Below are 24,870 nucleotides of genomic sequence, written 5' to 3'. Positions count from 1 at the left end.
TTACATTAATTGAAATACCATTTATTCACTGATTTCTAAAAAGTGATTAAAGCTATACAGATTCTTAAAAAACTGTTCTTTATCGTCACTGTAACAATGACGCAAACAACCGAAAAACAGTTTTCTAATTTCTAACAAATTTTTTTCATCCTCCATATGTTTTGACAGCCTCGTAGAAAATATATGGTTTTCCGTTACATATAAAAGCAGTTCCCGCAAGTTCTGTGGAGACTCCACCTTACCGTTTAGAAGCGCATTTATTGCCCCATTGTTATTAATCTCATCAAAGGTAAGCATGTATGCTTCGAGATAATCACTGTTTGGTTCTTTCCCATGTACAAACTCATCCACACGCTGTCTAAGTTGAGAGGGTTTTAAAGATTCTTTTCCATATTGAAAACGCAATATATTTCTAAGCTTCTTTAGAAAAAGTTCATATTCTTGATCATTAAATTTAGAAATCGAGTTACGAATGTTCTGTATGTACATATTTACACCTCAGAAAAATAGATTTCCAACTATTAACTAATTCAATTTCTTATTAGCAAATACCTGCTGTATAGAAATTAATCTAAGCATAAATTTTCAGTCTCGGACAATCTTTTTTCATTACGCTTGTTCTGGTTTACACCGTAATAAAAGTGATACACTTATCTTATCAATTCACTTTATATAGAGATTGAGGGGATATATATTGGAGCCAGTTGTACTTTCACGAATTGCGGGAAAATTCTTTGCTTATGTATTGCCACAAATTAAAAATATGAAAGTTTATCGTGATTTACAAGCAAAGTGGTCCAAGGATAATTATTCAACTCAAGTTAAAAATATGTTTAAGGCTGCAATTGCTGACTCTAAAGCAGTATTCGACATTTCAGATGAGTTAATAAATGATTTGTTAGAAGATAAAATAAACCGTGATGAAATCTTTCGCTGGATTATTGAAGGGATAACGATGGAAGATTTCGAGTCATCAAAGTTAAACCTACTTCCATATATAGAAAGATACCCTCAGTACCAAGACTACCTTGAAGCATTTTTCATAACAATCCTGGCCAAAATTCATGATTTCCAAGAAATTCACTGGAATCCTGGATTTTTGCAGATTTTATCACAAGTTCGATCCCTGAATCTTGAACTTAAGGAAGACCTAAAACAAGGGTTTGACAAAATGGAGGCTGCTCAAGGACAGTTTAATCAGACACTGAATGAACAGAGTGTTCTGTTAAATAAGTTATTCGAACCTGTTTCCTTTACCGATTTAAATGAACTTATAATCGCGGGTGATGTACTTATTGCACGTGAAAGAGCCCTCGAAAGACTTCATAGTAAAAAGGTACACACTGATGAAGAAATTATGGAATTGAATGCTGTCATTGCTTCCTGCTTTATTATGAATGGACAAGAACAAGAATCTATCTTTTACTTACAAACCGCAGTTAATCATTGTAAAAATGAATCAAGAAAGTTCCGTATGCTTTCATTGATTAAACTTATCCAAGAACGATTCGAAGACGCTCTGACATACGTTAATCGAGCCATCGAAAAAGAAGGTTATACTCCAGCTAACATCGAAAAATCAGTCGAAATTTACAGAAGGCAAGGTCAACATCAATTAGCAATAGATCTTTTAGATAAATATGATGCACCTGAATTGAAGGTGCTTCGTGCATACACGTTGCTAGGAAATCACCAGTTTGATGACACCCTGACATTGGCCCAAAAAATGTTAGAAACAGAACCAGAAAACTTCGCATGGCAGCTTATTAAGCTTGAAGCTATGGTTTTAGACCTTCAAGATCAGGGCTCTACTGGACGCATAATAGATTTAGAAGAAAAATATCAATTGATATTGCCCATCATAAAGAAGTTAGAGAGTCACAAGAAACAAAGTGAGCGAATTAATAAACGTCTTCAGGAACTAAAAGCACCAATTTTATTGTGGAGTAATCGCTATTCGGAAGCAAAGATTACGTTTGAATGGTTGTACAATCATGAATATGAAAATAAAGACTTCTACTTTAACGGTTTCCTTTATTGTTGCTTATGCGATGAAGACTGGAGTACATCCATTCAGTTACTTCAGGAACGAATTACAGTAGGTAAAGTAGACATTAAAGATATTGTTGTGTTGGCTAATGTTTATACAAACTCTGGTAATCCTCAGCGAGCTATAGATTTACTTGAAGAACAATTCGAGCTTGTAAATATGAATGATCAATTTTCAATAAAATACTATTTTGTATATTTAGAAAGCTTAGCAAGTGCCTTAAACCATTCTCAAATTCAAACTACAATTGATACTCTAGAGGCTAAACAGTACACTCATGTTGGGATTAACGCCCTAAAGGCTTATAGGGCCACAATTCTCCACGATTGGGACAATGCAATCTTACACTGGGAATCATGCATAGATAATTTATCTGAAGAATTGTTTGTAGAAGCTGCAATGAGTTTATCACAAGCATATATGAACAGAGGTACACCAAATGATTATCAGCAATTAGTAAAGTTAATCGAGAAAGTCCCCCTTTGGCGTCAACATGAATCCATGGTTAATCGTTACGCTAGAGGTCTGTATGAACTAAGAGAGTATAGTAACGTCATAGAATTAGCTGAACAATTTTCAACACCTAGTATTGTCTTACGGGAGATTGTTAGCGAGATATACTTTAACTTTGAGTGGTATGGACCAGCAAAAGAACATTATAAAGCTCTGTTCCAAAAAACAAACGATATCACGTTTCTATCTAGGTATGCGAGTTGTTTGCTTCGCTTAGGATCAATTACAGAATGTTTTAACGTGCTGCGTTCTATAGAGAAAAGAATAAATGGAGAACCTACAGCAGAACGTTTTCATTTACTAAGCAAGAGCTATTTGGAAGCCGAGGCCTATTACCAGTCATTAGAATATGCTTATAAAATGTTCGAAATTGGAAAGCAGGACCCTCAAGTTTGGCGTTCCTATTTTTCCTTGTTCCTTAGCGTTACACAAAAATTAAGCAATCCCTTACCAGAATGGATTAATACCTATCATTTCATCTTTGAACATTTCAGTGCAACTTTCCCAACAGAAACTCCAATTTTCCAAGCCATTAAAGCCTTCAATGATGATAAAACTCTTTCTGATCAAATCATTGAAATGCTGAAGAGCCATAGTGAGTCCTACTACCATAAGCTAAACGTAGTGAAAGAAAATCAATTCCCTCCAAGTTTCTTGGCTGCCTTCCTTAACAAGGGCCCTTATGAAACATGGATTTATTATTTCTCTTCAGATATGGAATTTGGGGTATATCAAGGTCCTGATCTTCAGGATATAGATCACAGAGTATCAATATCTAAGGATTCAAAAAAAGTTTTCTGTGATTCGTATACCCTTCTGACGATTAGAGAGCTCGGTCATCTTGATGAGCTAGCTGAGATGTACGATTTATATATTCATCAAAATGACTATAATGAACTTTCCAACGAATATTCTCATAAAAAAACGATAGGGGAGCGAGGATTAGCTACCCTCAGCTACAACAACGGACAGGTTAATCATCATAAAAATAGCGCTGAGGAAATGCAAAAATATCTTAAAAATAACGAGGAATTCATATATTGGATCAATAACAACTGTACAAAAATTGGGAATCCCATAACAAATAATGAATTAGATGATCAAATCAGCTTTTTACTTCAGCCTTTGGAAGCATGTAAAGATGAACATTTGAACTTGTTGTCAGATAGTTATCATATAAGCGGGGTTGCAAAAGAACTTTTTAACATTCAATCCTTTAATACCGTGGAGTGGATAATCAACTTGGTTTTAATTAGAAGAATTACTGTAGGACGTTATTTTGAGGATATGGGGAACTTACTTAGTATGGGGTATACTTTACTTCCTATTAATGAATTTACGATACTACATCATCTACAGAAAAATGAGTATGTATTGGACGATAAAATCCATCAGTTATTGAATTATTTAAAGAAGGATCAAATAGGTCATGAGTATGTTCTTGGCGTTTGTGGGGTAATTCTACAATGGATCTGGTTAGATGATGTACCCTCCTCACAGCAACAATCGATTACGGAGGCCCTTTGCACTGTCGTTACCCATAACAAAAACACGAACAAAGTAATCCAAGAACTATTGGATATTACCGAGCCCCTTTTCTCTTCATCAAATCAAGATCGATTCAGAGAAATGAAAATGGAAATTCACACTTGGTTAGAACAACAAAATATCTAATTGAATTGAGGGGGTTCATTATTATTAAATGAGCCCCCTTTAGATTGAAGCCATATCCCATATAAAGTTCGTCAAAAATACTACCTGACGTTTTCATTTTCCTTCTCAGTTATATATGTAACCATTAATATATTTCTTCGATTAAGTAGCACTTCTCTTTCCGAATTATTTTTTCCCCTCATTGTGTTGACAATATAATCTCCTCGGCGAGTGATATTAATTAATCTATATAATTGCGGTGGTTCTCCAATGAGTTTGATTTCTAATATTACTGTTTTAAAATATTTAATTCGTATTGTCTCAACCATAAGTTGAACAAAATACCATAGCAAAATCGAGGAAATCACACATAATACCAAACATAGACTTATATAACTAGGCATAAGCGGGTTAATGGTTTTGATATTAAAAGGAAATAACAACACCAAGTTTGTAATAGCATTAGAACCTGAAATAATAAATAAGGTTAAAAATAATATACACACGCTTACTACTTTAGGAATTTTCTTAATATAAAGCAAACTGACTGGGATAAAACTAATTAACCATGAAGCAAACCTGAAATCAAAAATATTAAAAAGATAATAGGATAACGCAGAAAGCCCTAAAATTATCACTGTAAAGATTGTCACTTCGCTTAACATTCGACTCAATTTAATTTTGGCTTCCATCTTCTCAATTCGACTTGTATTCCGTTCAAGGACACGACTTACCACTTCAATGTTAATATCTGTTATATTCACATATTCCCCTCCGCTTTCATAACTCTTCTCAATCTACCTAATCAAATAGCTTATTTTCAATAATTAAAATCACGAGTGGTTTATAAACATACGTTCTTGGCAATACCGTTAGGTGGAGGTGTTGCACTTGCAATGGCAGTTACAAGACTCTGATCAATTTTCGCCTGGAATGGTCCAGTATTACGCCCGCCAGTTTTTACTCCCCCCTTTTCTAACAAAGGCTCTTCTTACCGCTGGCATAACAAATGAAGATTTATATCACACCTATGCCTACCCAAACTTATCCGATTTGCACAATCCCTACTTCTTTAAAGATATGAAAAAGGCAGTGTATCGCATCTATCAAGCTATTGTGCTTGGTCAACGAATTTGCATCTTTGGCGATTATGATGCAGATGGTATGACGTCAAGTGCGCTGCTATATCGCGCGCTTTGTTTTCTGAAAGGAAATGTATCCGTAAGGGTACCCACTCGCATGGAAGGGTACGGGCTTACACCAGAAGCTGTTGAGAGAATGGCAGAAGAAAATCCTGCTCTCATTATCACTGTCGACAATGGATCGAATTCGCATGCGGCTTTAGCCGCTGCGGTAGTCAAAGGAATCGATGTTATTGTAACGGATCATCACGAGATCACGGGCGAACTCCCTAGATGCTATGCCTTTATCAATCCGAAACGACAAGATGATACCTATCCTTGCACCTACCTGTGCGGAGCTGGGGTGGCCTTTAAAGTTGTCCAAGCGCTGTTTGCCGTGCGTAAAGATCTCGATTGGCATAAATACGCTTGGGAGTATCTGGAGCTGGTAGCACTGGGGACGGTCGCCGATTTAATGCCGCTGGTAGGCGAAAACCGTACGCTTGTTAAATTAGGGCTCTACAAAATGAATAACGATCCTTCAGAACCATTCAAGAAACTATTTCAACTTCTACGGCTTTCAAATATTGATAGCTCCACCATTTCTTTTTTGATTGCTCCTATTTTTAATTCGGTTGGTCGCATCGGCAATCCTAATTTTGCGGTCAAGCTCTTAACAGAGAAAGTAAGCCGTGAAGATGCGATCATTTTTATGATTGATTTAAACGAAAAGCGGAAATATCTGACGGAGGTCCAGTTTGGGCAAGTTGATGAGACCATACAGAGGCTGCGTCTCTTTAAGCAAGATCTGATTGTTGTAGCCGATGAGCTACATGAAGGCTTGATTGGGATTTTAGCCGCTAAAATTACAGAGAAATATCAAAAGCCCGCCATCGTGTTTACGGAGCGAGGGAAAGGGTCTGCGCGTTCGGTTTCAAATACGTCGTTTTCTATTGTGGACGCCATTCAAAATTGTAGCCAGTACTTAAAGACGTTTGGCGGGCATCACGCCGCAGCAGGGCTCTCGCTAGAAATCAACCAGCTTGATTTCTTTACGGCTGCGATTCAAATTGCGACTCGAAAACAATCCATCATCCAACCCTCTAAAATGTTTCATCATGAACTCCCCATTCAGAAATTTGAAGATGAATTCTTTGAACACCATTTCATGATGGAGCCGTTTGGCATTGGAAATGAGAAGCCACTGTATTACAGTTCTGCAATCCCAAGCCACTATCGAGTGGAGTGCTTTGGGAAGGAACAAGTTCACGCTTCCCTACTATTTCATCGAAAAAAAGCTCTGGCATTTCACAAAGCCCCTCTTTTTCCCGATTCCCAAAGCTGCCACATCGAGTTCTTGTACAGTGTAAATTCCTATACGAAAAAAGATTTTATTGTTAATGATTTAAAATTGATATAGAAAAAAAACAAACGGACACCATTCGCGATAATTGTCCGTTTGTTTTATATAAATGAAGAATATGAACTTCTAATCTTCCAAGTAGTCCATAGTAAAAGCACCATCTTCTGAGAAATCAGTACAATGTGATAATCCACATGATTGATAAATCATGTCAAAACTTGAGCGAAGCGCCTGATCAATATTCACACTCATATCATCAATGTACACACCTGGTAACAGAACTTGATTTCTTCCATTTGCAAATGGAACCTTTCCTCTAATTCCTGTTTTAATATAAGATCCTGACATATTAATAATGTTTATATATACGGCAAATGGAGGATCAATTTGGTAGTGTCCCGCAAATTTTAAATAGTAGTGCAAATATTTCATGCATAACGTGGTTATAAGCCCTAAAGATAACTGCCATTTCCCATCTGAATCCTTCTCAGCAAAATTGAGAAGTTCTGATGCCTCCATCCCTCCATTTCGAAAGATTTGGATATAGCTACCACTTCCATCAGCAGAACGCTTTACAATTCCATCTAAATTATAATCAGAGGACCAACCTGTTGCTGATATAGCTGGTAGTAGGTTAGTAATTTGCTTTGCTTTTCCTTTAATATCTATTAACTCTCTCTCTCCTAATGGTAAAACTTGAAGTAAAAGAGTAGACTCAGAAGCAGAAATTCCAATTGCATTCTCAGGATACATTTCAATTCTTTTCTTTCTAAAATCCTCAGAAGAATTTCTCCAATGATCAGTTAATGAAAAAGCTTCTCTAATTTGTCTCACATCCATCTGATATTTTCCTGTATTAGATCTTGCGTAAAATTTAGAGTCCCCACTAAACTTAACCATATAAGGTGATTGTAAGCATCTTGGAATATTAATGATAAATACAACCTTAGTATCACAAATGATATCTTGAAATTCTATACCACTGATTCTTGGCTCAATCCCATCTCGAATTACACTATCGAGCCATTGTTTAGACTGCTCTACATTTAAATCAGTACCGTCTGGGGCTGTGACCCCAATGATTTTATCTGGATATCCTGCATTTTTCCCATCTTCTTGTGCTTCTTGAATTCCAAATATTAAAAGTCCACCATCTGTATTGGCCATTGCGGTGATGTCTGCAAGAATTTCTCTCTTACCTGCATCATTCGGTTTTGGCATTGTTTGCTTGTAGTCAAGTACACGCGACTCCATTACTTTATTCTGTATAAGTCGTTCAATGTCATCATGGTTTAAGTCTTTTGTTACTTTGCCAAACAATCTCATAAATTACCTCCATGAATAAACTTTACATCAAATAAAGGTCATATCTTTAATTCTTTAATTATTTGAATCTATTCATATATTAAGAACATTTTACCATAACAAATTACTCTAATATATAGATAATGCTCAATAAGAAACGGTCGCCCAAGGCAACCGTTTCTTATCCTACTATTTATGGAGGTACTATCAATGAAAAAATATATTCATTAAATCATCCATCATCTGAGGGAATCCATCGTGCCCTGAAAACTGTTGATAAGAGAAGTATAGAAAGTACAACACAATAAAGAACAACGCTATTCGAACCCACTTTGGAACGAGTTGATTGAACACCCAGAGCGCCCATTTCAAAATCCCCAATACAAGAGCCTTTATCAAACCAATAACTTCATTCATGATTGATTTTGTGCCTCGCGTTGAATTTTTCTTTACAAGTTTGGCAGCAACGTATTCCAATAACGCCATAGACGCGCTCCTCTCGATTTATATATGCTGGATTGCACGCTCAATATCCTCGGCCTCAATCGTCATCAAATCGCTATCGTTACTATGTGTTCGGACCAGGCGATTATTCTGCGCCATCCGTACGTTATCCACGAGGTTTCGGGCCCAGCGGCCGTTACCCTCTAACGCGCCGCCTGCCAGGGCGGAAAGAGCAGTAACCTGCTGCTCTAAGGTCTCTACTGCGCTAGCCGTCAAGAGAAACTGCTTAGACTGAAACGATCGTTTGACGATCTCGATAATTTCATTCGCAGCATAGTCTGGGAAGTTAAATCGGAATGGGATTCGAGAACTTAATCCAGGATTTATCGAAAGCAAATTCTGCATCTCCTCGCTGTACCCCGCTAGAATCACTACGAGTTCAGCTCGGTGATCTTCCATAGCCTTCACGAGGACATCCATAGCCTCTTTACCGAAGTCGTTTGTGGACTCCGAACGTGCGAGTGCATAGGCCTCATCAATGAACAAGACGCCGCCTTTCGCACGGTTGATTAATTCCTTTGTTTTTGCTTCGGTATGGCCGATATATTTACCGACCATACCCGAACGATCCGTCTCCACCACATGACCGTTCGCGAGGAGGCCCAGCCCGTTCAGGAACTTCCCGATAATGCGTGCGACCGTCGTTTTACCTGTACCTGGCGAGCCTTCAAACATCATATGCATACTTATGGCTTCGGTCGACAGCCCTTGCTGCATTCGCTTTTGTTCCAATTCCACGTGATAGAGAATGCTTTGGACTTGTTCTTTAAGAGTGGATAAACCGACCATGGCCTGAAGCTCTCTCAGTGCTTCTTCACACAGTTCACGTTTGCCATCGGCGACAACATTGCCATCGGCGCGAGCAGCTCCCATGCCTGCGGCCAGCCTTAAATCGTCTGACAGGATTTTACCGATCAACTGAGGATTGGCGTCTGTCGAAACTCGCACGTTGTGTTCTTTAACGATGCGTTCTACAAAGTTTCGTGCCCAGCGACCATTTCCCTGAACCCCACCATTACGGTGGCAGAAATTCACGATCCCTTGGATTTCACCCTCGATAAAGCTGCAATCATAGCCCTTTGCTTCTAGCATACGCAGCGCAATTTGCGACAGCTCATGCGGCGTATAATCGGCGAAAGCAAGGGTGTACGGCACACGAGAACGGAAACCCTGATTCATATTAAGGAAACGTTCCATGTCACTCGAATATCCTGCCATAATAACGACAAGATGCTCCCGATAATCCTCCATTGCTTTAATCAACACGTCAATGGCCTCCTGGCCGAAGTCATTCGGCGAATCGAGTTTAGCCAGGGCATAGGCCTCGTCAATAAACAGCACACCGCCCCAGGCTGCTTCTAGTAAATGATTCATTCTCTCTTCCGTCTGACCAATATGTGTTCCGACAATACTGGAGCGATCGGCTTCAATGAGTACGCGCTGATCGGTAAGCTCCAGTCCGTAGAGCAAATCAGACATAATACGTGCGACCTCGGTCTTGCCTGTGCCAGGCGGCCCTGTAAAGACCATATGAAGCGTCGGCTTCGACGAAGTGATCTTACCCAGCCTCTGGGTAAGCAAGTGTCCCTGCATTTGCTTCATAAAGCTTTGGATCTCTGCTTTCAATGGAGCCAGCCCGATCATGGCGTCGAGTGCCGCTAAGGCCGCATATAGCACTTCTTCACGATCTTCTGGGATTTCGTTCTCATCTTCATGGTCTTCTATGAATTCTTCTTCGTACTCCTCTCCATCAACCAACTCTTGAATGTTAGTTGGCGCAGGTGCTGCAAGAGCAGGAGCCGATGTTGCTGAAACATGCTGAACTACTGGACGCGCAGGCGGCGAATAAACCTGCGCGGGAGTTTCCGTACGCTGCTTGGTTGTTTGATAGGCAGCCATTCTAGCGCGGTTCACAAACCGCGCAAATAGCCAACCTCCGAACAAGATAAAAAGCCCCCTCCAGCTAAGTGCAATGTGCTTAATTCCCTCAAAATAAAAAGGGTAAAAAATTACATCCCAGCCTTTATTAATTAGCGGTACCTTTCCAATGAGAGTGGCCGAGAATCCATACATAACGATCCAGTAGGCAAACATCACTCCCGTGAGAAACGTGGAATCCAGGTTTTGATATCGCTGACGCATAATTGCAACGATAACTGCAATGCCTGCGGCAAACCCTGCCATCGACAAACCAAAGAGGCCAAACGCAACGCTAAAAGCAAAAAAGCCGTAAGCAATAATGGCACAAACCTCTGCTATTTTTCGATGGAGAGAAGGACCTGATAAGAATAGAAAAAAAACAGTGGCGCCATAGCATATAAATACGACTTCGGCATTATCAACAGCGGGATCGCTGGAAAACGCACCTAGTACAGCCATAAATGCATAGATAGCTGTTAGGCTTAAAAAGATTCGATTTAGGATGTTAAGTGTACGATCCATGTCTTTTTCCATGTTTTATACACTCATGTTGCTACTGATATCTTGCTTCGCAGCTTGAATCGTCTTAAGTTCCTTGATGTTTCGATAAATCGAGAATGGCGCAATAGCCCAGCCTAAAAACAAGGTCAAAATAGCCTTAAAATAAGGAGCTACTATAAACTTTCCAAAGAACGAATAGCCCCACGGTACACTGAAGCCCAGATAAGCATAGCCGATGGCTCCCACCACACCCGATACCCCCGAGTGAACTCCAACATATACGCCAATGACAGCAAAGATAATAGAAAATGCAAAACTAACGATTACTTTCCTCTTCGCCTGTTCATTATTCGCAAGTAAACAATACTCGCAGAGCATCAGCGAAGATCGTTCCGAACATTCGGAGCATATCCCTTTCCCGCAGTTGTGACACTGTGCAACCGCACTCATTCCTTGATGTTTGTAACACTCCACCCATAGACCCCCTTTAATTATTCCCTTAGTTTCCCAGATATTTTATCACATTGTTCCTATGGGGTACTATATTTAATTTTGTTCCTATCAGTCCATTTTTGAGTCTACCTTTATTCTTTAGACTCAAAGAAGAGGAGGGACGTATGAACATACTAGAAACGATCGGACTACGAATTCGAGAAATACGACTAGAGAAACAATTGACGCAGGAAGCGCTCGGAGAACGGATCGGGGCTTCGTATAGCTACGTCGGACGTATTGAACGGGGACAAAAAAATATTTCGCTTCAAACTTTGGAGAAAATCGCCCAAGCCCTTGAGGTAAGTGAAGCCGACTTCTTTACATACTCCCTTACTGGAGAAACCAAACAAAGTGAAAAAATGAAAGAGATTCAGGAGATTAACGTCATGTTGTACAAGCAGGATCTTCAATCAATTCTTAAGGTAAAGCCTATAATTGCCGAATTACTCAAACAAATGCAAAAATAAAGCACCTGGCAACCGCCAAGTGCTTTTTAAAATCTATAATTCTAAGGAGTACTACCTATGGGGAGCATCATGGATTTGAAAAATTTGTTGGATGAAGAAATCAACCTCATCTTATCGTCGGATTACGAAATTGTTGTATCGGAGACGATGTTTGTTCCTACTATCGATGATTCCCTTATTACATATCCGAACTTGGAAACAATGCAGCAAAAAGTCAAGCTGATTGAAACGTGCGTACTATACATTGATATTCGCCGCTCTACCGAACTCAACCTTACTCATCGTAAGGAAACGGTCACGAAGCTTTATTCTGCATTTATCCGTTCCATGGTCAAAGCGGCGGAGCAATATGGAGGTAAGGTCAGAGGGATTGTAGGGGACCGTGTAATGGTCGTTTTTGATTCTTATCAATGCTGTACCAATGCTCTAAACACCGCGATACTCATGCATTCCATCAGCGAGTATTTGCTAAACAAACACTTCAACAAAAATGACATCCAGTGCGGGATCGGCATCGATTACGGGAAAATGCTGGTTTCAAAAAATGGAATCATTAAGTACGGTGCTGAAAATATCTCCAATAAATCGCTCGTTTGGCTCGGAAGACCCGCAAATGTTGCCTCTAAACTTACAGATGCAGCGAATAAAACAACCACCCTATCCCAAAAAGAAACGATAATTGAAGAACGCCATGAATATAAATACTCAAAGCAATCAGCTTGGTACAAAAGAAACATTACTACTTTCTTAGATAATCTGGAAAAGACATCCTCTACTGTCCTTAATCATAAAGATCCAAACTTCACCTCTTTCATCCATTATCAGGGTACTTCGACTTCCTCATTTACGACTCCGCCGATATTATTTACAGAGGATGTATATGAAGGTCTAGAAATGGAGTCTCCCGAAGATAAAGCGTTAGTGAACGGTTGGTGGAAGAAACAAACACAAGAACCACTATCCAATTTCACCGAAACGATTTATGGGGGAGATGTCCATTTTGCGTTTTTCGAGCTACCGTAGACCTTTTGTTACAAGGGCCAATGATAACTCGTACTGTAATAGGTTTCCCAACTATCATTGTATTGAAAGGTATTTGATTTCCAAATATCTTCTTTCTGATCATTTCCCCAATAATCTTTAGTAGTTACGTATTTAACTCCGTCAAGCAAGTTATTATATACTACTGAAGAAATGTTAATATGGTTAGGTGATTCAGCTTTATCACTTAACCGTGTTGACCGATTTACTGCATTACTCACCCAAAATAAGTCTCGATTATTTTCACCAGAAATCCCCACTTTAGTACATAAAATTTTGTCGTAATCTATGCCAACTCCAAAATCGATTGCTGAATACTTGGCTAAGTAGTTATTAATACCACTGTCTGAATTAGAAATCATATATTTCATTTGCATAGCAGCCTTCACCGCATTGCTCAAGGTTTGCTTTGTAGTGCCTTCAAAAAAGGCTAGCATACTGTCACCATTAAAGGACCGCACTTCTCCTCCAAGACTTTTGGCAATTTTAGTGACAGTATGAAAATAAGCCATATGAATTTTGGCCACCGTTCTACGATTGTGTTTATTTAAAATTTTTGTTGATCCTCGCATATCAATAAATAATACTGTTGCGGAGAAACGTAGCCCCGTATTGCCAAAGGTGAGCTTGGTATCATTGATATCAGGTACATATGTAACATCAGTAACTTCAAAATTGGTATCCATGATCTCTTTTACTTTGCTAACAATATCCTCTTTCAGACCCATAACTACACATCCTTTTATACAAGTTGGGTTAAGAAAATAAACATAAGAAGAAGTCCAATAAGATAGAACATGCGACTCATTACTTTATTTAACGACTCGGTTTTTGAAAATAAAATTTGTGAAACTTCATATACCTGCGCCGCAATTTCTTGTTCGGCTTGTTGATCTGGCATATTTCCCACTTCTTCTAAGTACCGTTCTTTTTCCATGAGCTTGATGTGCCCATAATAAAATAAAGAGTGATGCTCAGGAAGATAGTGCTTAGCTACACGTGGTTTTAGAATTTGATTAATTATAATTCGGATTTTATATAGTAATAATGCAAGGGTTGCGACTCCGACCAGTAGCGTAAGTGAAGATAAGAATCCATTCCAAGGAGACATGAGAAAGGGATTTACAAAATGCAGTTTACTTGCGTTGTTCACAAATGCGGTTAAAATAAACCCGAAAATAACGAGAATTGCCGATGATTTCTGATCCATAAAGCGAATTAAATCTTGAATATTTTTAAATGAATCCAACGTGAAACTATACTTGGACAAAAAGAACCACCCCGAGTTTTCAATATGATAAAATTCTCTTGTTTTTCTACAGAATATTTTACCATAATCGACAAATCCAACATACGAACATTTTGGGAATATATCGAATTAGTGTTACAAATTCGTCATTGGAAGAATACATCATTAGTATGATAGAATCAGTTGACTCAAAACAGGAGGGTTAAAAATGAACCTTGCAGAATTTTTTGAAGCGGCGAGACAAAAAAAATTATACCACGGTTGTAGAACCTGTCGCTGATAGTGATGAATTCGACTATTGGAATGTGGGAAGCTACGAATTAAAGTTAAACAAACAAGGCGCAGCAGACAATGAATATTATCTGGATGAAAAAGGGAATGTTAGAGAACTGAATTTCGGCGGAATTGCAGGACATAATCCAATTATCTTTTGTTTTGAATAAATGATCATTAAAAACACCGTTCTCATGCTAGCAAATAGCTGAACGGTGTTTTTGTTGCAAGGCAGTCCTTAAAGCTTTGGTTCGAGTTCATTGTTCAATTTGTGAAAAGCATTTTGTAACAAAGGAATTCAAAGTGCCTGCTTTAATCCCCTTATAGAGGATAATCTCGGTATGTCAATTGTTTATATAATACTTTCATAGATATCCACTTTCTTCACTAGCCTTTTTCGGCAAAGCTCATTGCACCAAATTATGAAGAGAATCACACCCAAAACCATTTCATTGATTATATATAAACAAAGAAAAAAGCGCTTAATAGCGCTAATTTTTTTGACTGTAGTCTAGATAACTCATGCAAATTGCTTATTTTTTCAACTAAGAATTTTCAATAGATCGAGCAAAAAGCTCCCTTTATCCGTGATATCAATCTCTTTAAAATCTATGGATACCACATTGTTTTCATACTCTATATCATTCGGTCCCCCTGTAATAAAAGCTTTATCACTTATGTATATTAATCCTTTCCGTTCTAAGTTCCATAAATAAGTTACTAGTTCAGAAGAACTCTTTAAATTCGGATATTTCCCTTTAAAATCAATCAGCTTCAACCCCCTACCTGCTGAAGTTGTTAGTTGTTTCAAAGTGTATTTAGCTAGATCTGACAGATCCTCTATAATCTCACGATATTCTTCAATAAGAACAAATCCTTTGTGAGTCATGCTTAAATCGTTAATGCTGGATTCATATCTGATTAGAGACTCTTTTACTAAAAAGTTGGAGATGTTCTCATTTTCTTTTTTGTTTAAACCTATTAAATTTGCTAAATCATATTTAGATGCTACCTGATATTTATCTCCGTTGAGCATTTTGTACAGATGAGCAAGATATTGCAGGTATTCCCCTTGAACTGACATCTCATTCAATATTTCTTCAGACCCAAATAAAGTTGTTTGAATCTGAGTTTGAGATGACACTGTTCTTTTCACTTTCTGTTGTGGAATGACAGTTTTATTTTTTAATTTCATGTTTTCTTGTTTCAATTTTTCAAATTCTATGCCCGATACCCATCCATGCAGATTTGGATTGCGTTCCAAAATATCGTTGAGTGCACCGTGTATTGCTAGCTTTATATCTTTAGTATCCTCAAACATTCTTGCTATTTGTTCTAAAACCTCCTGTTTAAACTTTTTATATTCCTGATAATGCTCTTGTTCGATAAAGTTTGAATTCATTTTACCTTTCTCTTCTCGTGCCTTTTCGGAAATGACAACTGAAAAGCGTGGTTTATCTTTTTTCCCTGCATAATCGTATTCCCAGTGGGTATAACTCATCTTTGAATCAGGCTCAATACTTCCATAGCGACTACCCAAAATAAGTAAATATACATCAGATTCATCAATCCAACGTTCAATGGTCTCTTTCTGAGATTGCGATCCTGCTTGAAAGAGTTCCATACCAGCAGGAATATGTCCCGCATCGAGAATTGCTTCTACCGCAGCCTGCCGTTCTGCAATTAAATCAATATATGTAGATGAAATAAAAACTTGTAATTTCTTTTTCATAACTATAATCCTCCGACTATTTCGTGAATTTATAATCCTCACTATATCGACAATTATGTTTAAAATTCGTGCATCCATAAAACGGCCCTCGGGAACCCTTTTTATAGACAAGAAAACCACCGCACCTCGGACATAATCTTGGCTTTTTCAATATCTCTACATGTCCATTGGTATAATCACATCCTGGGTAATTCGTACACCCCAAAAAGGTCGTATTGCCCACTCTACGCGTTAAATGCCCTGTTTGGCATTTTGGACACTTGGGGTTCTCCGCTACACTGTCTTCTCGCGTCACTAATTGATACGGAATCTTATCCTTCTCGATTAGTTCTTTCACAAAAACAGACATCCTCTGCTCAGAGGTTAGAATGTAAACAGAGTTTCGAGTACGTGTTAGCGCCACATAAAACAGGCGTCGTTCCTCCGCAAATTCAAATGCCTCTTGATCGGTCAGTACCCAGCCTAACACAGGATCATCTGCGATTTTATTCGGGAATCCTACGAGACTGTTCTCCGCATTCAGCAAAATAACATGATCTTCTTCCAGCCCCTTGGATTTATGGGTGGTCAAAAACGAGATCTGAAGCTCGCGGTACTTCGAATAGGTAATCTGGGTCTTGTCTGCATTCAGAAGAAATTCAGGTTCCTCATCTAAAAAGTTGATATCAAAACCATTTCGCCCGAGCAAAAGAATCTTCGCCCTTTTTCCATAGTCCTTTACAATACGTTCAATGGCTACACACAGCGCTATCGCTTTGTCCTTTTGGTACCCTAAGATTTGAATGGGTTCTGGATTTTGATGCATGGATTTCAGTTCTTTTCGGAACTGGTTTTTATTCCGCATCACAAAGCGGCCAGCTACATCCACAAGCTGCTGCGAGTTCCGATACGTCTGCTCAATCTTCATCAACTCATGTGCTCCAAAATACTGACCAAAGTTGGTAAAGAGCTGTAAGTCAGAACCCGCAAAACGATAAATCCCCTGCCAATCGTCTCCAACACACATGACTTTGGCTTTGGTCTGCTCTCGTATCGCCTGAATCAGACCAAAGCGACTTTTCGAAATATCCTGATATTCATCAACGATGATATAAGAGTAGGGAAAGTAAGGATTATTTTCCCTAACAATATTGGTAGCCTGGTTAACCATATCATTAAAATCGATACTGCGTATCTTCTTCAAATGATTTTCGTAGTAGCTGTAAATCGGCCGCACCAACGATAAGAATAGCTCCGTCCGCCTTTTAAAAAAAGGAATGTCGGGTTTCGTTTGGTTTTGCTGAACAAACTCCTCGAATTGATCTGCTTCATATCCACTAGACTTAAACAAGTTGATAAAAGTCGATAGCAGCTTCACAAATTCCTTGAAGTATTTATCCTGATTCTCTTTATAGACACTGTCAAAAATAGATAGATAATCAGCTTCTTTAAATGTCACCTCGTGGGTCAGTAACTGCTCCTGTAGCTTCTCTAGAAGCACTCCCTGCTTATTGAAGTATGAGTACGTTTCGATTATTGCCGTTCCCTGTGAAGCATGTTGCTGTCTTTTCCACTTCATGCCCTCCAAGTACTTCTCTTCCTCAATAGGGCTTAGCCAAGGCGTACGTTCCTTTTCATCCACTCCAAAATGCTCAATGTAGAGATCATACGCTGGGAGATAGAAATCAGGTTTGTACTGACGATACTGTTCCGTTCGTGTATCGAGCGGATAGTCCCGCTCATACTCATAATCAATTGAATTTAGGAATAAGAAGTTCGCAATCAAGGTCTCTTCAAAACTCTTTACCGTTTCGCCCGCCAAGGTTTTCAATTGGCTCTTATGCGCTTTCGCCGCATGATCCACATAATCCGATTTCGACATTTTTCCCTTTAAAGTCTCAAAGTCCAGGTTGCGGTGGAATTCATGGTACTCCCCCAAATTCTCAAACTCAGAATAATCTTTGGGAATACTGAGGTAATAACCAAAGAATTCGATAAGATGTTTAATCTGTTGACCTTCTTCAAATATCGTATCCTTCATATACGCCTGAATAACTCCCATAAGATCGCTAAAAATGTCTGGCTTCGCTTGATGATGCTTAGCAATAATTTCAAGACCTAAAGCATGAAAAGTCTTTGCGACTACAGGGATATGAAGTCGGTGTTCGATTCGCTCCTTCATTTCTAGCGCAGACTTCTTGGTAAAAGAAATCAGCAGTATTTCTTCAGGCTTCACGTGTTTACGCTCTACTAAATACTTTACTTTTCCTGCAATCGTTAATGTTTTTCCGCTACCTGCTCCAGCTAATACCAAGTTACTATCTTCATCCGTGACCACAGCGATTCGCTGCTGCGCATCTAGAGATTTCCCATCAATATTGGAGAGTAACTCCTCAGCTTCAATCAATTCTCTCTGGATGTATTCCTTATTCCAATCTGAGCGATATTTGTTCAACGCTTTATAAGCGTCAATGCTTTCAGATGTCGATTCAGAGATCCCACTGGTATCGCCTGAACCAAAGTAATCAAAAGTTTCTTTAAATTGAGAAGCCAGCTTCACAGATATAGAATACGTAAAATAATCTTTACGAGCTTTCTTTACATCCACAAGAAAAGTCGCAGCGTGTTCAGTTTTCGCTGTGATATCTTCATTCAATTGAGTAACGGTGGTATGTAATTTGGAGAAAACATCCCAATACTTCGTTTTTTGAGTTTGGAATACAGATTCAATTTTCAAGTATCGCGGATCAAGATTACATTGTTTAGATGGCACACTCTCAAAATAACGCTCAAGTATCGGATTAACGACATACGGATGCTCTTGGGTATAGAACTGATGCATCTGTTTTGTCGTCAATTTGGTAACTTGCTCTTCTGAAATATTGAATCTCTGCAAAGAAACTTCTGCAACCCATTTTTGAATCCCCCGCTCTGAAACTGCATAAAGCTTCAGTTGAAATTCAAGATGTTCCAACATCTTTTTCCATTTGCGATTTTCAAAATATGTTTTTATCCATGAAATCACAATGCATCACATTACCCTTCAAATTACAAAATAGTATTTCAAAATCATTAATCATTCACATAAAGAAAAAGCGCCAAAAGGCGCTATCTTTAGTATTAGTATTATAGAGGAAACTAATTCTTAACCGTCTTAAATTTCAGTCAGCCTTCTTAATTATATTAAAATATCTCTAGGAGCATTCATTTCAGTCTGAGAAATCCAATTAGCAACTCTATTGAGCATTTCTTGTACTTGTTCATGTTTAAGACCCTCATCTTTTGCAATAGTCCATATTGAAGCTAAGTAACTATCTACATTTCTAGGAAAAGAAATACTGTCTTGGATCATAGAACCATAAAGAACTTTACTATCATATAAACCGTCTTCTCCTCTGTAAGACATATGGTCAACAAACCACCCCTTTGCAGTACGAGTAAGACTATATTTATCATGATGTCCCCAACGACTCGAATATACATTAAATTCAAATTGACCATTTAAAGTATAGTCAATAGGATCATCGTTTGCTGACGTATCTTCTAAATATTTCAGTAAATCTTCAGTGGGATGAATGTGGTTATAAAACTCTGGATCATCGGGTTGCATTCCTCGATTCTCAATCATGTATTGATGATGTTTAGGATGAGGTGAAAGTTGCATATGAAGGGCATGAGCGGCTTTCTTCATTTTTTCAAACGCAATATTTATTTCTTCTCTATCTAGCCTCTGCCATTCTTTTACTATCGCAAGATTTTCTATAATCTCTTTTTTCAATACTTCCTGCGCTGAATTTAAAGTTACTTTCATTATTTTAATCCCCCTATTATCCAAAGTATTTACTATATTTAAAAGTTAATGTTACATCTCCATGCTGTACTGCTGAATACTCCGAATCGTTTTTTGTTGTACTAAAAGTAACTATTCTATTCTCACCACTATGCAGTAATAAATTGAACGTCTCATTTTTATATAAAAAACTTTCCCCATTTTCATCCTTCAATAATAAATTTATTAAATTTATTTCAATTGGATAAGATAATTCATTAATTGCCCTTAAAACAATTCTAATTATTTGATCAGCTTCATTTCTAACTGATTCGAACTGAACTTTCACGAAAGAATTCTGTTCAAGTTCAATACGAGCGACTTCTTTTATTTTATCCAAAGAACTATCACGAATGCTCTCCCAAAGATTATCATTAACCTCCAATCCAAACTCTTTCAAAATATGCATTTTAAAATTATTGAGACTAGTTTTATCACCTAAACTATATAAATTGCGTGAAGGATCTATGGCACCGTCCACTTGTTTAAATGAGAAGTTAGGTGTGATAAAAGCAGAGTATTCTTTATTTTGGACCCAAGTAGCTCCCATCTCATTCAAACATGCGGAGCTATTATAGTAATTATGCGAAAGAACATAAATGACCCACACATTTCCTTTAATCACCTCTTTCAGGTAATTATATATGTTAACATCCTGAGGAATATTATGACCAGGATATGAAGAACAAATGATTTTAACAGCCTTTTTCTCCACATCGGTTACCTTTATCATATCTACTAATTCATGTACGTACGCTGCATCCTTATGCGAATGGCTAATTAATATAGTATCAATCTGTTGTGTCATATGTACTCCTTTTAAAAACTTAATTTTTAGAAATATTATCTACATCATAGTAAAACACACTTGATTTTCGCATTTAAACCTTCAATAACACTATTATAATCCATTTTATTCCTATGGTATATATCAACCTGGGATTCCAAAAATATGTTTTATTGGATGCAATATAGCCTTTAATTTCTAAATCACTAGTCCTTTAGTCACAAAATAGCACAAGAATTGAATTTTCTACAAGCAGAAAGAGGATAACCTCTTTATTTGGTGAAAGTATTTTTTAAGCAAAGAAAAAACACCACCGTTAGACGATGGTGCTGTCGGATTACAGCAGGCTGAGTAAATATATGCACAATACAAATGTGCATGTGATTGCGGCGATCGAGGATATTGAGTAGGTGAATTCAAATCCCTTGTGTGTTTCTTTGCCTTTTTCTTCAAAATGTTGTGTTTAATTAGGAAATAAACCCTAATTAGCCAAATAGAGGCAAATACTAAAAGTTGAAGGGCTGTAGTTTCGACAAGAAGTAAATCAATACGATTCATATTTTATACCTCCGTTAAAAAAAGTCACTTTCCGTTAGTGGCTACTTCAGGTAAAAACCATCCGCTTTATAATTTCACCATTTTTAGTGTTTAAAAGTAAGACCTAGAAGGACACTTTCCTTCTGCTACCCGCTTTTTATATTACATTAATCACCAAAATAAAAGACCTAGACTTCAGTAATAAAGCTTGGGTCTCTGTCGTTGTTTTATATGAGTTTTTCTCACTGTTTTTCTGAAGAACAAGCTAGTAAACAATTTGTAAGTTCGCACGCGAAACACTTGGGCCACTAAGAACTGATTCTCCTGCTTCAATCAAACAATTATTTCATCAAGGCATGTTCCATCCGTTAAATAAATTCTTGATTTACAACTAAACGAATTGTTTCATGTATCTTTTGAGGTGCTAAACGGAACAATGTTATTAACAAGTCGACTGCTTGTGAGTTGCCCTTCTTTTATTCCAGATGCAATTTCTTGTGAAACTGAGAGCTCCGTTCTTCAACCTTACATTCCTTTGGCATCAGGAATAAACTGAAATCCATAAATAGCTAGTTATCGTTCATTTCGTTTATTATGATTTCATGTTTACTTTATTATTACAACTTCAACTATTGAACTTCAACTATTGAACTTCTACTGGGATCTAAAAATTCTGAAAATGCTTGATGAATTAAGCTACCTTTTGGACCGCTAGATAAGTTTATTATTATGTTGTTCTTCAACTGAGTTTAAGTTATTTAGTTATGAAATTCACGAGGGTTCTGATAGCAAGAGTCATGTCATCATAATCCGTCTTACCATCTTTTAAAGCCACATTCGATCCTAAAACTTTTATATTTCGCTTATTAAGTTCACATTTACAGTTAATTAAATCAGATTATATTTTTGATTATCTTTATTTTACTGGAACACTATAAGCATTCATGATTCTCAAAATCGGCGATATAACCATCATCTTTTTCATTGTTAGTTTTATTTAATCGAGACAATTTATGCTAATATAAAAAGACACTATTAGAGAGTGTCTTTTTATATTATCTGACATATTAACTAAAATTAAATTTCAACCATTCAGATTACTTTTCCCACCAGCTGAGAGTATAACTTGTAGAAATTTATTCCATTGAGTTTCAACTAGCAAGTTGATTTCAGTATAATAAGTATTTTTTTGCAGATGTCTCCGATACATTGCTTGGATATCTTCTCTATATCCACTACCTCCTCCCCATCTAGATCTTGCATTATCCCAAAATACACTTGTACTACTTTCATTATTATTAAACACTTCTTTGTTCAAAAGAATATAAATTTTATCGTTTAATTCTCTCATCGAAATATCAAATTCCTTATTAACCTTGTCGTATAATCTATTGAAAAATGTTTTTGTCTTTATCGTTATATTATGGAAGTTTCTTATAGTATCAATTTTAGAAATAATTTGATCTTTAGCCTTTTTGAAATGTTCCTTGTATATTTCTTCGATTGTTACCGATCCGATATAAAATATGTCATTTGAACTGAAAATACCATAAGATCTATTAATAGCAGCAAATGTTGATGGGTGAATAAAACCCATTTTGTTTTGATACAAATCCGCAAACAAAGTTTTATAATCTGCCTGAGTATCTTTAATAGAATCCACTTCATTTTTAATTCTACTTAGATGCTCTTCTGCGTAAGTATCATTTTCAAAATGATATTTAATACTTTTAAATTCATCAAGTATATTATTTAATTCATTCAACCATTCTCTTTCTCTTTTATTAATAATCTGCTCAATTACACTTACCATTTCCTTATGGTACTTCCTCACTTCCTCATACTTAACATGCCTCGCCTCATCAATTCCATATTCATCTATGTCATCTTCAGTGACTTTTATTTTCTTATCATCTATCCCAAACAAAGCATCAAAGAAGAGAATATTATCGGACAGCATTGGAATTTGTTCAGACATAAATTTACTTTCAATTTCTCTTTTTCTAACTTTTATTCCTTCCTCAGCATTTTCAACTTTACCATTATAAGATACAATATCTGATGCTTCATCTTTTCTGTGCAAAACCATTAAAATCATTTTTGCGGATAGATCCCTTAGTGATTCATCATATAAAAATCTCTTAAATAAATTAAAGACTGGTTCAGAAGGGCTTGGAGGAAAGGAATCTGTGACAATACAAAGATTCTCGATATCCTCTCTTATGTACTTTTCAATGTCTTTTCTATCAAAATTAGATTGGGAGTCCAATCCCCTAGTATCGATAATGGATTTAATTCGCGGGAGATCGTCAAAATCTAGTATCTTTCTCGAAAGAGAAACTATAATTTTTTTAGGAATTAAAATATCAGTAAACTTAACGAGATTAATATCCCTGAACGTAGATTTTATCCAGTTTGACTCAGTTTCTAATGCTTCAGGGTGACTTTCATAAACAAATTGTATTTTATTTCTATTATCTAGTTCTGCTAAATGGATAATTTCATTTTTGAAATCTTCAAATTCCAAAAAATCCTTTGCCCTTTCAACAGCAATATCAACTTCTTTGACCACTGTAAGTGCAGTCATATTTCTAATGGCTCTCTCTACTTCTGAAGCGAGGTAAAAAGTCCTAGTTTCTTCAAAATTATCAATAGAATTCATTTTTTTCTTCCAAATAATATTACAAAAAGTCTCTATTTCGTTTAATATATCGTTATCACAATAAGGCTCGATTAATATTTGAGATGTTTCGGTTGGTGACTGGTTTATCTCAACATCACAAACCGTTGTCCCTCCTGCGCCTGTTTCTAAGATTTCCTCAATGACTTTCCTAGATCGTCCTTTACCCGTGACATTTCTATCAATCAAGAGATTAAAGAGGTTACTTATAGCAGTTGTTTTACCAACACCCTTTTGTCCTATGAAGACCAAATTAAATTCTTTGACTGATAATAGCTTTTCCAATTCGCTCAGTTTTTCAAGCATCATTTCATAAGAATCTTTATCAAACTCATCAACTTCATTTTTGTCCAACTCTTCTAAAATATTATCCCTTAAATTTTGAATGTTTGGATAATCCTTTATTATTTCAGTACTCATTATTTACCCTCCCTGAATTTCCACAATTAGCTATATACTAACATATATGCTCCAAATCTCCTGTCGAATTTTAGCGAGTTTCAATCTATTTCTGAATAAGTACGCTTGAAAGAACTATTAAATATTTAGAAAACATCATGTTATTCTTCCGATAGAAAAGCACTATAGCCGATTAAACATGAGTAGTGGTTACTAACTCGATAAATTTGATTTGGCATTCGGAGAAAAAAGTTATAGCAGGGATATAAGGTATTTGAAACATGATAATCCCATAGCCAAACAGTAAGAATGTTGACGGCTTACAAGAATATAGAATTCGCTTTTTTTTGCTTTTAACGAGATATCGTTAGATGGTTTTCATCATGCTCTTTATTATTTTTATTGACAAGTTCGAAATAAAGAAACTTTCTTTATATTTTTGAAATTCAGAATTTGCAGGAATTAACTGAAA

The 24,870-nt window shown here is 37.0% G+C and carries 18 protein-coding genes; 5 read left to right on the top strand and 13 right to left on the bottom strand.

The window, feature by feature from the left end; all coding sequences use genetic code 11:
- Positions 1 to 21 precede the first annotated feature (21 nt).
- Positions 22 to 489: a hypothetical protein gene (locus NSS82_RS06955; RefSeq protein ID WP_076272072.1), complete on the bottom strand. Its 468-nt coding sequence runs from the start codon at positions 487 to 489 to the stop codon at positions 22 to 24.
- A gap of 205 nt (positions 490 to 694) precedes the next feature.
- On the opposite strand from NSS82_RS06955, the gene NSS82_RS06950 reads away from it, so the two are divergent.
- Positions 695 to 4,237: a PIN domain-containing protein gene (locus tag NSS82_RS06950; protein WP_076272073.1), complete on the top strand. Its 3,543-nt coding sequence runs from the start codon at positions 695 to 697 to the stop codon at positions 4,235 to 4,237.
- Between the two features lie 80 nt (positions 4,238 to 4,317).
- Here the strand turns inward: NSS82_RS06950 and NSS82_RS06945 are convergent, their stop codons facing one another.
- On the bottom strand, positions 4,318 to 4,980 hold the full coding sequence (locus NSS82_RS06945) for a hypothetical protein (RefSeq protein ID WP_076272074.1): 663 nt from the start codon (positions 4,978 to 4,980) through the stop codon (positions 4,318 to 4,320).
- Between the two features lie 127 nt (positions 4,981 to 5,107).
- Between NSS82_RS06945 and recJ the strand changes: the two genes are divergently transcribed.
- Positions 5,108 to 6,757, top strand: coding sequence for a single-stranded-DNA-specific exonuclease RecJ (recJ, locus tag NSS82_RS06940; RefSeq protein WP_081386535.1), 1,650 nt, complete (start codon positions 5,108 to 5,110; stop codon positions 6,755 to 6,757).
- Between the two features lie 69 nt (positions 6,758 to 6,826).
- Here the strand turns inward: recJ and NSS82_RS06935 are convergent, their stop codons facing one another.
- The 4 genes from NSS82_RS06935 to NSS82_RS06920 all read right to left on the bottom strand — a co-directional run bounded on the left by NSS82_RS06935 (position 6,827) and on the right by NSS82_RS06920 (position 11,404).
- On the bottom strand, positions 6,827 to 8,026 hold the full coding sequence (locus NSS82_RS06935) for an AlbA family DNA-binding domain-containing protein (protein ID WP_076272075.1): 1,200 nt from the start codon (positions 8,024 to 8,026) through the stop codon (positions 6,827 to 6,829).
- A gap of 186 nt (positions 8,027 to 8,212) precedes the next feature.
- Complete coding sequence (locus NSS82_RS06930; protein ID WP_076272076.1) at positions 8,213 to 8,491, bottom strand: hypothetical protein; 279 nt, start codon at positions 8,489 to 8,491, stop codon at positions 8,213 to 8,215.
- An 18-nt stretch (positions 8,492 to 8,509) separates the two neighbouring features.
- Positions 8,510 to 10,963, bottom strand: a complete 2,454-nt coding sequence (locus tag NSS82_RS06925; protein WP_076272077.1) for an AAA family ATPase — start codon at positions 10,961 to 10,963, stop codon at positions 8,510 to 8,512.
- 3 nt (positions 10,964 to 10,966) lie between these two features.
- Positions 10,967 to 11,404, bottom strand: a complete 438-nt coding sequence (locus NSS82_RS06920; RefSeq protein WP_076272078.1) for a hypothetical protein — start codon at positions 11,402 to 11,404, stop codon at positions 10,967 to 10,969.
- A 143-nt stretch (positions 11,405 to 11,547) separates the two neighbouring features.
- On the opposite strand from NSS82_RS06920, the gene NSS82_RS06915 reads away from it, so the two are divergent.
- Positions 11,548 to 11,892 carry a helix-turn-helix domain-containing protein gene (locus tag NSS82_RS06915; RefSeq protein ID WP_076272079.1) on the top strand — a complete coding sequence of 115 codons (345 nt, stop codon included), beginning with the start codon at positions 11,548 to 11,550 and terminating at the stop codon, positions 11,890 to 11,892.
- Positions 11,893 to 11,949: 57 nt separating this feature from the next.
- A complete protein-coding gene (locus NSS82_RS06910) occupies positions 11,950 to 12,915 on the top strand; it encodes an adenylate/guanylate cyclase domain-containing protein (RefSeq protein WP_076272080.1) in 966 nt (321 codons plus the stop codon).
- 8 nt (positions 12,916 to 12,923) lie between these two features.
- Here NSS82_RS06910 and NSS82_RS06905 read toward each other — a convergent pair whose 3' ends face one another.
- Together NSS82_RS06905 and NSS82_RS06900 are read right to left on the bottom strand one after the other, a co-directional pair.
- Positions 12,924 to 13,661: an adenylate/guanylate cyclase domain-containing protein gene (locus NSS82_RS06905; protein WP_076272081.1), complete on the bottom strand. Its 738-nt coding sequence runs from the start codon at positions 13,659 to 13,661 to the stop codon at positions 12,924 to 12,926.
- 14 nt (positions 13,662 to 13,675) lie between these two features.
- Entirely contained in the window at positions 13,676 to 14,182 is a 507-nt protein-coding gene (locus NSS82_RS06900) for a hypothetical protein (RefSeq protein ID WP_178944165.1), read from the bottom strand.
- 215 nt (positions 14,183 to 14,397) lie between these two features.
- Here NSS82_RS06900 and NSS82_RS06895 point away from each other — a divergent pair, with 215 nt between their 5' ends.
- A complete protein-coding gene (locus NSS82_RS06895) occupies positions 14,398 to 14,625 on the top strand; it encodes a hypothetical protein (RefSeq protein ID WP_076272083.1) in 228 nt (75 codons plus the stop codon).
- A 371-nt stretch (positions 14,626 to 14,996) separates the two neighbouring features.
- Here the strand turns inward: NSS82_RS06895 and NSS82_RS06890 are convergent, their stop codons facing one another.
- The 5 genes from NSS82_RS06890 to NSS82_RS06870 all read right to left on the bottom strand — a co-directional run bounded on the left by NSS82_RS06890 (position 14,997) and on the right by NSS82_RS06870 (position 24,419).
- A complete protein-coding gene (locus NSS82_RS06890) occupies positions 14,997 to 16,187 on the bottom strand; it encodes a DUF4062 domain-containing protein (protein ID WP_076272084.1) in 1,191 nt (396 codons plus the stop codon).
- Positions 16,188 to 16,203: 16 nt separating this feature from the next.
- A complete protein-coding gene (locus tag NSS82_RS06885; protein WP_143761223.1) occupies positions 16,204 to 19,143 on the bottom strand; it encodes a UvrD-helicase domain-containing protein in 2,940 nt (979 codons plus the stop codon).
- A gap of 201 nt (positions 19,144 to 19,344) precedes the next feature.
- On the bottom strand, positions 19,345 to 19,977 hold the full coding sequence (locus tag NSS82_RS06880) for a hypothetical protein (protein WP_081386536.1): 633 nt from the start codon (positions 19,975 to 19,977) through the stop codon (positions 19,345 to 19,347).
- A gap of 16 nt (positions 19,978 to 19,993) precedes the next feature.
- Entirely contained in the window at positions 19,994 to 20,803 is an 810-nt protein-coding gene (locus NSS82_RS06875) for a hypothetical protein (protein ID WP_340960588.1), read from the bottom strand.
- Positions 20,804 to 22,403: 1,600 nt separating this feature from the next.
- Entirely contained in the window at positions 22,404 to 24,419 is a 2,016-nt protein-coding gene (locus NSS82_RS06870) for a hypothetical protein (RefSeq protein ID WP_076272087.1), read from the bottom strand.
- Between the last annotated feature and the right edge of the window lie 451 nt (positions 24,420 to 24,870).

Origin of the sequence: Paenibacillus sp. FSL H7-0735, assembly GCF_038008505.1 — a bacterium.
Lineage (GTDB): Bacteria > Bacillota > Bacilli > Paenibacillales > Paenibacillaceae > Paenibacillus_AQ > Paenibacillus_AQ odorifer.
The sequence above is the reverse complement of the archived record's forward strand: the minus strand, read 5'-3'. Positions and strand labels throughout refer to the sequence as shown.